This is a genomic window from Kordiimonas lacus, from assembly GCF_001550055.1.
Taxonomy (GTDB): Bacteria; Pseudomonadota; Alphaproteobacteria; order Sphingomonadales; family Kordiimonadaceae; genus Kordiimonas; species Kordiimonas lacus.
This window is the reverse complement of sequence record NZ_LRUA01000010.1, coordinates 58,375-70,440: the sequence shown is the minus strand read 5'-3', so window position 1 is coordinate 70,440 and position 12,066 is coordinate 58,375. Positions and strand designations below refer to the sequence as shown.

The following is a 12,066-nucleotide window of genomic DNA, read 5'->3' as shown; positions in this document are numbered from 1 at the left end:
GTGTTGCCGGGGCTTTTTTTATGCTGGAAGTTTGCGCATCTTCAGGCCGGTTACCTGATTGCGTTTGCGCGCCGTGACCTCAAACTCGAATCCGTGGAACTCGAACTTCTTGCCAACGATCGGGATCGTCTCGGCTTCATGGATCACCAGCCCCGCAACCGTGATGGCCTCGTCGTCCGGCAGGCGCCAGTCGAACATGCGGTTCAGGTCACGGATTGGCACAGTGCCTTCCGCGCGCACCCATCCGTCAGACAGCTGCTTCACGCCCGGCACTTCAAAGTCGTGCTCGTCGGCGATGTCACCCACGATTTCTTCCAGAATGTCTTCCAGCGTCAGCAGCCCCTGGATGGCGCCATATTCATCCACCACCAGCGCGAAGTGGGCCTTGCGCTCAAGGAAGGCGTTCAGCTGTTCGCGGAGCGTGGTGGTTTCCGGCACGAACCAGGGCTTGACCATAATGCGTTTGATGTTCACCCGCTTGGACATGGCACCAGCGCGGCGAAGGGCCCGCAGCAAGTCCTTGGCGTGCAGCACGCCAATGATGTTTTCCGGGTCGCCTTCATAGACGGGCAGGCGCGTGTAGGTGCTGGAGACCACAGCCTGGATGATCTCGTCGGTGCCCATATTGATATCCAGCGCTTCCATGGCTGACCGGTGCACCATCACATCCTCAACGGTGACGTCATTGAGGTCCAGGATCGACCCCAGCATGTGGCTGTCCTCTTTCACCAGCCCGCCTTCCTTATGGTGCAGGTTGATGGTGCCGCGGATCTCATCATGGGCCGACAGCACGCTTTCCATGTTCGAAATATCGATGCCGAAAATCCTCAGCGTCAGCCGTACGATCTTCTGCACAAGCGCAACAACCGGGGCAAAAAGCGCAACGATCAGGCTGATAAACCAGCTGACCTTCAGCGCCATATTGTCCGGGTTGGCGATGGCGTAGGACTTGGGCAGGACTTCGGCGAAAATCAGTACCAGCGCGGTCATCACCAGGGTGGCATACACCACGCCCTGTTCGCCCACCATGTTCATGAACAGGCTGGTGGCCAGCGCGGATGCCAGGATATTCACCAGGTTGTTGCCCAGGAGAATCGCGCCGATCAGGCGCTCTGGGTCATCGGTCAGGCGGGACACACGCTTCGCCCGCTTGTTGCCGTCCCCCGCCATATGGTGGATGCGAGCGCGGGAGGAAGCAGTCAGGGCTGTTTCAGACCCCGAAAACATGCCTGAAAGTCCCAGAAGGACGAAAATGATCCCGGTGGTGATCCAGAAATCGGTATCGAAGAGAGAAGCGGCTGCCGCTGTCTCGTCCATGGTATAGCTCCAATTCAAGTGAAGAAAAGTCCCTCGCATAGGCTCGGTGTACTTCTCTTCAGATAGAATAAAGCGAAAACAAGGTTTGAGGCGGCTCTGCCCCTTGTTTTCAACTTTTCTCCAATATTGATCCATCCAAAGATGGATCAACTGACTGTCAAAGTAAATCCGGGTCGAAGAACCGCTTTGAGGACCGGATTTTCCTTATTGTCCGGGAAAAAGTACACTGAGGCATGGCCGAAGGACTTTTTCACGCGTCCCCACATATGGGCTATAAGCCGCGACCGTCAATAGAGTCCTCTATTACAGCTTTGATGATATCAAGGTCCACGCCTTTATGCGTGGCCGCGCCACCAATCGGCCCCAGGATAAAGACAATCTCGCCGGCGTCGACTTTCTTGTCCTGGCTCATGTGGGCCAGCAGCGTGTCGACGTCCAGGGATTTGCCAATCTGGCTGGCGGTTGCCATCATGTTGACGGACTTGAGGTGCGCCAGATAGCGCGTGAGGTCATCCTTGGGTGCGAGACCCATGCGCACGCTGGTGTCCAGCGCCATGGCCATGCCGATGGCCACACCTTCACCGTGCAGAAGCGTACCGTCATAGCCGCACTCGGCCTCAAGCGCGTGCCCGAAGGTGTGCCCCAGGTTCAGAAGCGCGCGCTTGCCAGCCTCATATTCGTCTTCGGCCACAATGCGCGCCTTGGCCTCGCAGCTTTTGGCTACTGCATAAGCTTGCGCTTCCCGGTCGCCGGTGCGCAGGCGCGCGCCGTTTTCTTCAAGCCAGCTGAAGAAGTCAGGATCATCGATCAGGCCGTATTTGACCACTTCGGCGTATCCCGCCTGCAATTCGCGCGCGGGCAGGGTGTCCAGCACTTGCAAATCAATCACCACCATCTTGGGCTGGTGAAAGGCGCCCACAAGGTTCTTGCCGAAGGGGGTGTTGATGCCGGTCTTGCCGCCCACACTGCTGTCGACTTGCGCCAAGAGGCTTGTGGGCACCTGGATGAAATCCATGCCGCGCCTCAAGACTGCCGCCGCGAAACCGGTGATGTCGCCGATCACGCCGCCGCCGAGGGCGAGCAGCGTATCCTTGCGCTCAGCCCCCAGTTCCAGAAGCTGGTTCGTCAGTTTTTCAAAATTGGCGAAAGATTTGGTCGCCTCGCCCGCAGGCAGGATGATGGCGTCGGATTTGATACCGGCGTTGGCCAGCGATTTTTCCGCTGCCGCCAGATGCAGTTTGGCGACATTCTCGTCCGTGATGATGATCGCGTGTTTCTGCTTTAATATGGGCCCTACCAGTGTGCCCATTTGTGCCATGATTCCCACGCCGATCTGGATGTCATAGGCGCGGTCGCCCAGGTCGACAGGCACGGTTTTCAGGATGCCGGTCGCCGTGCTCATGCCGCTTTCCTTGCCTTCAGCGCCTCGAGGATGCCGGCCACCACATCTTCGTGTGGCCCGCTGGAACTGGCCACTTTCATATCAGCCTGTGCATAAAAAGGCGCGCGTTCAGCGGCCAGGCGGGTCAGGATTTCCTTGGGGTCGCCGGTCTTGAGAAGCGGGCGGGTGTCGCGCCGGCCGGTGCGTTCCACCAGCACTTCAATGTCAGCGTCCAGCCAGATGGACAGGCCTTTGTCCTTTATGAGGCCCCGGGTTGCTTCATTTATGAAGGCGCCGCCGCCGGTCGCTACCACTTGGGGCCGACCGTCCAGAAGTCGCTCGATCACCCTGCGTTCGCCAGAGCGGAAATCAGCCTCACCGAAGCATTCGAAAATCTCCGCCACGGACATGCCGGCAGCCTTTTCAATCTCATGATCTGAATCGACGAACGGCAGATTGAGCTTACGCGCCAGGCGCCGGCCCACGGTGGTCTTGCCAGCCCCCATCAGACCAACCAGCACAATCGTGCGGTCGACACCATATTGGCGTGCCACCGACTGTTTTTTTGCCTGATTTTTTTGTTTCGCGTTCGTCATGCTTCGCTCTTTACACAGCCCGGCCCGCTTCGCCAACGGTTTTATGGGAAACCAATACCTTATTTCTGCCTAAAAGAATGACCAATGTGTTTTTCATAACCCTTCCTCTTGCTGGCGTGGCTGGACTTGTGCGCTGGGCCATCATATAAGACCAACAGGTAAGGCAAGGTTACTTGAAAGACCAAAGGGAGTTTCATGTCGAAATTAACGCAGATTTTGCTGATTGCCGGTGTGCTGGTAATCGTGGGCGGTGCCATTTTTCTGATGACCTGGGACATTCCGGCACCTTCCGAAACAGTGACCAAAACACTGAGCAATGACCGTTTCCCGGCATAAGGCTCGCGCCGCCGCGCGGGTGGCAGACATGACAGCAATCAGGCGTCTGATGGCCGCGATGCTGATGGGTGGGGCTATTGCCGCGCTGGCTGCTTTTGACGTGCGCGCCCAGCAGGACGCGGGAAGTGACACTCAGGATGCCCAGGAACAGACTGAGGCCCAGCAAGCTGACACTGCCGCAGAAACGGCAGCGGAGAGAACCGACGGTCGCTTCTTCCTTGGCCCGCGCCCTGCGCTGAAGCGCCAGGTCGGGCCAGCCCTTGGCGCCCCCCGGTCCATCCTGCCGCAACCCTATCTCCCCAAAGGTAGCATTGAAGTACCTCCGGCCCCGCAAACCGAGGCCGCCGGTCAGCCTGCAGGTGTGACCGCTGACTTGGCTGAGGACCTGCCAGGCGCTGATCAAACCGCTACCGATGAGGCAATGGTGGGAGAGGAGCCGGCCGAGCAAGCCATTCCCACGCCGGACACCGATATTTTCGCGGGCGCCTTGCAGACGCTTGACCCAAGCGGTATCGCGGTGCTGAGAGGCCCTGGCGCTTACCCAAATGATTTTTGGGCCGGCTACAGCCGCGAGGCCGTTCAGGCGGAACTCAAGAAGTTTGCTCAGCCCAGCAAAACACCGGCAATGGTGAAGGCCGCACGGCGTATGGCGCTGTCTGGCTATCTGCTGCCGGCGCCGGCAGGTGACACTGAAATTGAGGCCTTTATTCGGGCGCGCCTGGATGTTCTGGCAGCGCACGGTGATACGGAAGGCTATCTGGCGCTACTGGGCCGGTTGACGCCGGACCATGACTGGTCCGGCCTCGCACGCGATATTGTTGACGGCCACCTCCTGGCTGGCCGGATTGAAGATGCCTGCGCGATTGCCGCACAGGAACGCGCCGACAGCAACGATGCTTTCTGGCTTCGGATGGCAGTGTTCTGCCGCGCAGTGCAAGGCGACCGGGTCGGCGTTGACTTTAACCTGGGCATTCTTGAGGAAGTCCAAAGCGTTCAACCCACTTTCTATCAGCTGACCGACCAGATTTTGGTTGAGGCCGAGCAGGCTGGCGGCACCGTGCTGACTTCCGGCATGGTACTGTCGAGCATGCTTCGGGTTGATGTGCTTGAGGCTACCATGGTGCGGTTGGCGAAGGTGCAAGTCTCTGCACTTGATATGACCGACGCGAAGCCGATGGCGGCAAAAGCCATGCTTGGCATTCCGGGTGTTGCGCCGGAAGCCAAGCTGCAGCTGATCGCCCGTGGTCTGTCCGAAGGCTGGCTGGGTGCTGGCGTGCTGGTGGATTACCTGCGGGCTGTGCCGCCTGCTGCTCCGTCAGACGTGGACACGCAAGCCCTGATGCAGGAAGACATGAGCTTCGACGGCGATATGATGCTGATTGCTGAGGCTATGGCTGGCGCGGATGAGACGGTTCGGACTGAGGCGATGGCGGCACTCAAACGCCGCGCGGAGAGCCCGGATAAGGCGCTCTATCTGTTGCCGGTGCTGGATTATCTGCAGGCCAGGCAGGCGGACGATGCTGCGGTGGCAGCGCGCCGGATCCGCACGGCGCTGCTGGAAGGTGACTTTGAGCAGGCTGATGGTCTTTTCACTACCCTCAGGGCTGGCCAGGCAGGTGACAATACCGCAAAAGATGCTGTGCTTGAAGGTAGCTGGCCGCTCATGGTGGCAGCAGGGTTTGCTGGTGCGCCTGAGGTAACACCAGGACGCCTGCGGGCCTGGTGGGGCCAGCAAGGCGAAGATGACGACAGGTTCGCGCAGGCGGCCATTCTGTTCACCACCCTGGAGGCGCTTGGGCACACTGTGCCGGAAGACATCTGGGCGATGGCCGAACAAGGCGAACCGCAAGTTGCGGGGCCAAGCATGTCGCCCGCCCATTGGCGACGGCTTCTGGTGATGCAGGCGCAGGGTGACAAGGCCGGGGTACTGTCACTGGCTTATGCCACCACGGCCGACGGTACGGCGTCAGCGTCCTATGCCGGGTCGCTCATCGGTGCGCTCAGGGAACTGGGCCTGACCACAGAAGCGCACCAGTTGGCGGCGGAGACCTTGGTCCGGTGGGGCCTGTAGGCAGTCATGTCTGATGCCTCGCTGATTGATCAGTTTCTTGAGATGCTGGCGGCGGAAAAGGGGCGGGCCAAAAACAGCCTGATGGCCTACCGACGCGACCTCGAGGACTTTTCCGAACATACCACCAGCAAGCTGGCGTCCGCGGGTGCGCAGGATATCCGGGATTATCTCTCGGGCCTGCACCGGCGGGGGCTGAAGTCTGGGACTGTTGCGCGGCGCCTCTCGGCGCTCCGGCAATTTTATCTGTTCCTGTATTCGGATGGTTTGCGCACGGATAATCCGGCCAAGAATATCGAAAGCCCACGGCCAGAACAGAAGCTGCCGAAAGTTCTCTCGGAAAGCGATGTGGACCGGCTTCTGGATACTGCAGAAGCGCAGGCTGATGCGGGCGGGTTGGGCGAAAAGCGCCTGCATGCGCTCGTTGAAACACTCTATGCCACAGGTCTGCGCGTCAGCGAACTCGTGACCTTGCCAAAGCGTGCTGTGGGGCCGGACACCACCATGATCATGGTGCGCGGCAAGGGCGGGCGCGAACGGATGGTGCCCTTGGGTGACAAGGCAAGGCATGCATTGATGGCCCACATGGAAGTGGTGCGCACCTCGCCTTATAAAGATTCACCTTACCTGTTCCCCTCCCGCGGCAAGGAAGGCTATCTGACCCGCCGCCGCGTAGGGCAGTTGATGAAAGACCTGGCGGTCGCGGCGGGCGTGATGCCTTCAGCCGTTAGTCCGCACAAGCTAAGGCACGCGTTTGCAACGCACCTGCTGGCGCACGGGGCGGACCTGCGCGCCGTGCAGCAAATGCTCGGCCACGCTGATATTTCTACCACGCAAATCTATACCCATGTGCTGGAGGAACGGCTCAAGAGCCTGGTGCTGACCAAGCACCCGATGAGTGACTAATTGGCAAAGCGGTCTAGCTTATCCGGGGGAAGGGGAGCTGTATGATCAAGAAAATTGCAATGTCGGTGGCTGCGCTGCTGGTGCTGACCTACCTTGGCTTCTGGCTGGCGGCACCTGGGTCGGGCAACCCGGCACAATATCAGGCGCTGGCTGGAGACTATGACGTACGCATCGTGCGCGACCGGTATAGCGTGCCGCATATTCTTGGTGAGCGTGATGTGGATGTCGCCTTTGGCCTGGCGTTCGCCCACGCGGAAGATGACTTTGCGACCATTCAGGATGTGGTTCTGGCCACCCGCGGCAAGCTGTCGACGCTCCATGGTCCCGATGCTGCCAAAACCGACTATCTGATCCAATGGATGGATGTGTGGAGTGTGGTGGACGCAGGGTATAAGAGCCGCATCAGCCAGGCGACGCGCGATCACGCCGAAGCTTATGCCGCCGGGCTGAATTTCTACGTGTCTGAAAACCCTGATGGTGTTGCACCAGGCGTACTGCCCTTCACAGGCAAAGATATCGTCGCCGGTTTCACTTTCAAGACACCGCTCTTTTACGGCTTTGACCAGGTGGTGGCCAAAGTGGCCGAAGGCGAATATGGCACCGGGCTTGATAAGGTCGCCAGCCTGATGGTGACAGACGCACCCCAGCCGGAGTTGGGCAGTCAGGGCGTGGCCATCGCGCCCGAACGCTCTGGCGACGGCGCCACGCGCCTTCTTGTGAATAGCCACCAGCCACTTACCGGCCCGGTGACCTGGTATGAGGCGCGTGTGAAATCGGGCGAGGGCTGGGATATGGCAGGCGGCACCTTCCCGGGCTCGCCGATCATTCTGCACGGCACTGGCCCGACGCTAGGCTGGGCCAATACGGTCAACAAGCCGGACCTTGTGGATGTCTATCAGCTGACCCTTAATCCGGAAAACGCGAACCAGTATAAGCTTGATGGTGAGTGGCGGGATTTCGAGATTGAAGATGCGACAATCGATGTCACCTTCTGGGGGCCGATCCGCTGGACCTTCCGTGAACCCATCTACCGGTCCGCCCATGGCCCGGTGTTCAAGACAGAGAAGGGCGCCTTTGCCGTCCGCTGGGCCGGGATGAACGAGATGCGCACGCTTGAAGAAATGATCGCGCTCAACAAGGCGCGCTCTCGGCACGATTTCGAAGCCGCTCTTGCCATGATGGCCATGCCCAGCATCAATTATGTCTATGCCGACAAGGCGGGCAACATCGCCCACTATTATAATGCCATGATGCCGAAGCGGCCCGAAGGAGTGGATTGGTCCAGCCTCGTGCCGGGAGACCGCTCTGACCTGATCTGGCAGGGCTATCACGCGTTCCGGGATATTCCGAAAACGGTAAACCCACCCTCGGGTGCCGTGTTCAACGCCAATAATTCGCCTTTCGTGGCCACGGATGGGGATGGTGGCGCACAGCCTGCGGATTATCCCAGCACCATGGGGGTCGAGACGCGGATGACAAACCGGGCCTTGCGCCTGCGCGAATTGCTGGCGGATGCAGAGCAGGTTTATGACCATACGTTCCAGCGGATCAAATACGACAACATCTATTCCTTCCAGGGCGAAGAGAAGTCGGTTGCCTTTCAGGTGTGGCATGACGTGACGGGCCTTGAGTTTGAAGACCCGGCGCTTGAAGAAGCGCGAAATTTCCTGTTTGGCTGGAGCCTGGATACAGACGCGTCCAACGACCATGCCGCGCTCGGGGTGTTGACAGTAAAGCCCTTCATTATGGCCGATATGCGGGGCGAGCCCCGGCCCGACCCTCGACAGGCGTTTGAAGATGCTGTGAAGCTGCTCAAGGACAATTTCGGCCGCCTTGATGTGCCTTGGGGTGGCATGAACCGCCTGGTGCGCGGACGCGAGAGCTGGCCGCTCTCAGGCGGGCCGGATGTGCTACGCGCGGTCTACGGTGAATGGAATGATGACGCAGGGCATCTTGAAGCCACGGCGGGGGATAGTTACATCATGTTTGTGGAGTGGGGTGAGGACGGTGCGCAGCATGTGCGCACGGTGCATAATTTTGGCAGCGCGACGCTGGATGCAAGCTCCCCCCATTATGCGGATCAGGCACCGCTGTTCGCAAGCGAACGCGAAAGAATATTGCCACTAGATATGGTGGCTTTGGAACTTGAGAAAACAAGCGAAAGGCGCCTTGGCGGGGCAGGAAACTGAGAACTTGACATAGCAAGTGCAATCAAGGATTTTGCGCCCCTCGGCGAAACATGGTTTACTGGGTCCATGAACAAGTCGCCTCAAAAAACGGATACGAATGATATGATGACGTTTCTAGAGTTTGAGAAGCCAATTGCTGAACTGGAAGGCAAGATCCGCGAACTGCGCAGCTTCAAGGGTGGCGCTGACATCACCGCGGAAGTCGGCCAGCTCGAGACCAAACTTGGTAAGCTCCTCAAGGAAACGTATGCAGGGCTGACGCCCACGCAGAAGATGCAAGTGGCGCGGCACCCTGAACGCCCGCATTTCCACGACCTGATCGGCCATCTATTCGAAGATTTCACACCGCTTTCCGGCGACCGCTCCTTCGGTGAAGACGAAGCCCTTGTGGGTGGCCTGGCCCGCTTCCGCGGCGAAGCCTGTGTGGTCATGGGGCATGAGAAGGGCTGGGACACGGAAAGCCGCATCAAGCATAACTTCGGCATGGCGCGCCCTGAAGGGTACCGTAAAGCCATCCGCCTGATGGATATGGCCGACCGGTTCGGCCTGCCGGTGCTGAGCCTTGTAGACACTTCTGGCGCCTACCCTGGTGTGGGTGCCGAGGAACGCGGTCAGGCGGAAGCCATCGCGCGCTCCACTGACAAATGCCTGGGCCTTGAAGTGCCAATGGTGACCTGCATCGTGGGTGAAGGCGGCTCTGGTGGCGCAGTGGCAATCGCGGCTGCCAACAAGGTGCTGATGATGGAACATGCGATCTATTCTGTGATTTCGCCTGAAGGCTGTGCCTCGATCCTGTGGCGCACCAACGACAAGGCCAATGAAGCGGCTGTTGCGCTGAAGATCACAGCGCAGGACCTTCTGAAGCTGGGCGTGATCGACGAGATTGTTGCCGAACCGCTTGGTGGTGCCCACCGCGATACCGAGCGCGCCATGAACATGCTGGGTGATGCCATGGAGCGTAGCTTGCGTGATATGTCGGGTGTTGATGGTGGCCGTTTGAAAGAACTTCGCCGCGAAAAATTCCTGGCGATTGGCGATAAAGGCCTCGCATAACCGCGACTCATTGAATTCCGTGAAGTTGAGAGCAGGTAGGGTGTACAGCGTGCAACCCTAGCTGTCACACGTCTGTCATAAAAACACTAGATATTGGGGACTTAAATTTTCTCACCACTTTATCTTGACGAAAATACCCGTTCGACCTTATCCTACAAATCTCGCGGCGATACAGCGACTCGAACGGGGGAGTTCGGTCGAGCGCTTCGCTAAGTACATACAATAATTACGAAAAGTCGATTCGTTCGACTTTTGTTCTTTGCTCGGGCACAATGGGGTGTTTCTCGAGACGAAGAAGGAGTCAGTACCGCATGGCTAGGGCGGACAAGGGAGATATGGGCACAATGTTTGAGGTCACTCAGTTTGAGCATGGCGGGCCGGTCGAGGTCGACCGCAGTCGCGATGCACTACTAACCGATTTCGGGAAAGCAACGCTTGAAGATCGTTACTTGATGCCAGGTGAGAGCTATCAGGATCTGTTTGCTCGCGTTGCGTCCTATTATGGTGACGATGCAGCCCACTCACAGCGGCTTTATAACTATATCTCCAACCTGTGGTTCATGCCCGCGACGCCTGTTCTGTCGAACGGTGGCACCAACCGCGGCCTGCCGATCAGCTGCTTCCTCAATGAAGCGCAAGACAAGCTCTCATCCATCGTGGACCTGTGGACAGAAAACGTCTGGTTGGCGTCCAAGGGCGGCGGCATCGGGTCTTACTGGGGCAACCTGCGTTCGATCGGCGAGACGGTTGGCGGTGTTGGCAAGACCAGCGGTATCGTACCCTTCGTGCGCGTGATGGACAGCCTGACACTGGCGATCTCTCAGGGAAGCTTGCGCCGTGGTTCGGCGGCCATCTATCTGCCGATCAGCCATCCTGAAATCGAAGAGTTCATCGAGCTGCGCCGCCCAACCGGTGGTGACCCGAACCGCAAGACGCCGAACCTGCACCACGGTGTGCTGGTGACCGATGCCTTCATGCGTGCGGTGGAAGCAGATGAAGAGTGGGTGCTGACAAGCCCGAAAGACGGCCACGCTGTGCGCTCCGTGTCAGCTCGCGGCCTGTGGATCCGCCTGCTGACTGCCCGTGTTGAAACCGGCGAGCCCTACATCATCTATTCAGACACAGTGAACCGCCAGATGCCAGAGCATCACAAGCTGGCGGGCCTGACGGTGAAGACATCGAACCTGTGCGCGGAAATCACGCTGCCGACAGGTCTTGACCATCTGGGTAATGAGCGGACAGCTGTGTGCTGTCTCTCAAGCCTCAACCTCGAGCACTATAAGCAGTGGAAAGACAACAAGGACTTCATCCCTGACGTGATGCGGTTCCTGGATAACGTGCTGCAGGACTTTATCGACCGTGCGCCGGACGAAATGGCCAAGGCGCGCTACTCAGCCATGCGCGAGCGCTCTGTGGGTCTGGGTGTGATGGGCTTCCACAGCTTCCTGCAGGACAATATGATCCCGTTCGAAAGCGCCATGGCGAAAGCCTGGAACAAGAAGATATTCAAGCATATCGAAGGCGAAGTGGACCGTGCGTCGGAAGCACTTGCGTTCGAACGCGGCCCATGCCCGGACGCAGCCGATTATGGCATCATGCAGCGCTTCTCCAACAAGACGGCGATTGCGCCTACGGCTTCCATCTCCACCATCTGTGGCGGGGCGAGCCCGGGGATCGAACCAATCGCAGGCAATAGCTATAACCAGAAGACCCTGTCCGGTAACTTTATTGTTCACAACCGTGCCTTGAAGCGGCTGCTGAAAGAAAAAGGCCAGGACACCGACGAGATCTGGACGTCGATCACGATCAATGAAGGCTCTGTGCAGCATCTGGACTTCCTGACCCAGGAAGAAAAAGATGTGTTCAAGACCGCGTTTGAACTGGATCAACGCTGGGTGGTTGAACTGGCAGCCGACCGGGCCTGCCACATCAGTCAGGCCCAATCGGTGAACATCTTCCTGCCGGCGAACGTGCACAAGCGCGACCTACACCAGATTCACTATCAGGCCTGGAAGAAGGGTCTCAAGAGCCTCTATTACTGCCGTTCCAAATCCATCAGCCGGGCTGAGGTTGTGGCAACGGGCAGCTACCAGAAAAAGGCCAAAGGCGAGGTGCAGCTGGAACTGGGTTCTGGCGGCACGACCGATTATGAGGAATGCCTTGCCTGCCAGTAAAGTCTGCTGCGGGCATCAGATAAACCATGAGAAGGCGTGCCATAGC

9 protein-coding genes are annotated in these 12,066 nt (G+C 58.7%); 6 read left to right on the top strand and 3 right to left on the bottom strand.

Annotation, left to right across the window (positions count from 1 at the left end):
* Nucleotides 1-18 precede the first annotated feature (18 nt).
* The 3 genes from KORLAC_RS15200 to KORLAC_RS15190 all read right to left on the bottom strand — a co-directional run bounded on the left by KORLAC_RS15200 (nucleotide 19) and on the right by KORLAC_RS15190 (nucleotide 3,294).
* Entirely contained in the window at nucleotides 19-1,317 is a 1,299-nt protein-coding gene (locus KORLAC_RS15200) for an HlyC/CorC family transporter (protein WP_068307978.1), read from the bottom strand.
* A 271-nt stretch (nucleotides 1,318-1,588) separates the two neighbouring features.
* Nucleotides 1,589-2,719 carry a 3-dehydroquinate synthase gene (gene aroB, locus KORLAC_RS15195; RefSeq protein ID WP_068307977.1) on the bottom strand — a complete coding sequence of 377 codons (1,131 nt, stop codon included), beginning with the start codon at nucleotides 2,717-2,719 and terminating at the stop codon, nucleotides 1,589-1,591.
* A complete protein-coding gene (locus tag KORLAC_RS15190; protein ID WP_068307976.1) occupies nucleotides 2,716-3,294 on the bottom strand; it encodes a shikimate kinase in 579 nt (192 codons plus the stop codon). Before KORLAC_RS15190 ends, aroB begins: the two co-directional genes overlap by 4 nt.
* Before the next feature lie 195 nt (nucleotides 3,295-3,489).
* Between KORLAC_RS15190 and KORLAC_RS18940 the strand changes: the two genes are divergently transcribed.
* From KORLAC_RS18940 to KORLAC_RS15165, 6 genes are all read left to right on the top strand, one after another.
* Nucleotides 3,490-3,630 (top strand): hypothetical protein, encoded by a 141-nt coding sequence (locus tag KORLAC_RS18940; protein ID WP_169794405.1) that lies wholly within the window; start codon nucleotides 3,490-3,492, stop codon nucleotides 3,628-3,630.
* A gap of 28 nt (nucleotides 3,631-3,658) precedes the next feature.
* Nucleotides 3,659-5,701, top strand: coding sequence for a hypothetical protein (locus tag KORLAC_RS15185; RefSeq protein WP_068307974.1), 2,043 nt, complete (start codon nucleotides 3,659-3,661; stop codon nucleotides 5,699-5,701).
* 6 nt (nucleotides 5,702-5,707) lie between these two features.
* A complete protein-coding gene (locus KORLAC_RS15180) occupies nucleotides 5,708-6,604 on the top strand; it encodes a site-specific tyrosine recombinase XerD (RefSeq protein ID WP_068307973.1) in 897 nt (298 codons plus the stop codon).
* 41 nt (nucleotides 6,605-6,645) lie between these two features.
* Complete coding sequence (locus KORLAC_RS15175) at nucleotides 6,646-8,793, top strand: penicillin acylase family protein (RefSeq protein ID WP_068307971.1); 2,148 nt, start codon at nucleotides 6,646-6,648, stop codon at nucleotides 8,791-8,793.
* Nucleotides 8,794-8,895: 102 nt separating this feature from the next.
* The gene (locus tag KORLAC_RS15170) at nucleotides 8,896-9,846 is read left to right on the top strand and encodes an acetyl-CoA carboxylase carboxyltransferase subunit alpha (protein ID WP_068307967.1); all 951 of its coding nucleotides are present in this window, start codon (nucleotides 8,896-8,898) and stop codon (nucleotides 9,844-9,846) included.
* Nucleotides 9,847-10,181: 335 nt separating this feature from the next.
* Entirely contained in the window at nucleotides 10,182-12,020 is a 1,839-nt protein-coding gene (locus KORLAC_RS15165; protein ID WP_139167416.1) for a ribonucleoside-diphosphate reductase subunit alpha, read from the top strand.
* The last annotated feature ends 46 nt before the right edge of the window (nucleotides 12,021-12,066 follow it).

Coding starts and splice junctions, on each gene's coding strand:
- KORLAC_RS15200 (WP_068307978.1), bottom strand. CDS start 1,317: ATGGACGAGACAGCGGCAGCCGCTTCTCTCTTCGATACCGATTTCTGG.
- aroB (WP_068307977.1), bottom strand. CDS start 2,719: ATGAGCACGGCGACCGGCATCCTGAAAACCGTGCCTGTCGACCTGGGC.
- KORLAC_RS15190 (WP_068307976.1), bottom strand. CDS start 3,294: ATGACGAACGCGAAACAAAAAAATCAGGCAAAAAAACAGTCGGTGGCA.
- KORLAC_RS18940 (WP_169794405.1), top strand. CDS start 3,490: ATGTCGAAATTAACGCAGATTTTGCTGATTGCCGGTGTGCTGGTAATC.
- KORLAC_RS15185 (WP_068307974.1), top strand. CDS start 3,659: ATGACAGCAATCAGGCGTCTGATGGCCGCGATGCTGATGGGTGGGGCT.
- KORLAC_RS15180 (WP_068307973.1), top strand. CDS start 5,708: ATGTCTGATGCCTCGCTGATTGATCAGTTTCTTGAGATGCTGGCGGCG.
- KORLAC_RS15175 (WP_068307971.1), top strand. CDS start 6,646: ATGATCAAGAAAATTGCAATGTCGGTGGCTGCGCTGCTGGTGCTGACC.
- KORLAC_RS15170 (WP_068307967.1), top strand. CDS start 8,896: ATGATGACGTTTCTAGAGTTTGAGAAGCCAATTGCTGAACTGGAAGGC.
- KORLAC_RS15165 (WP_139167416.1), top strand. CDS start 10,182: ATGGGCACAATGTTTGAGGTCACTCAGTTTGAGCATGGCGGGCCGGTC.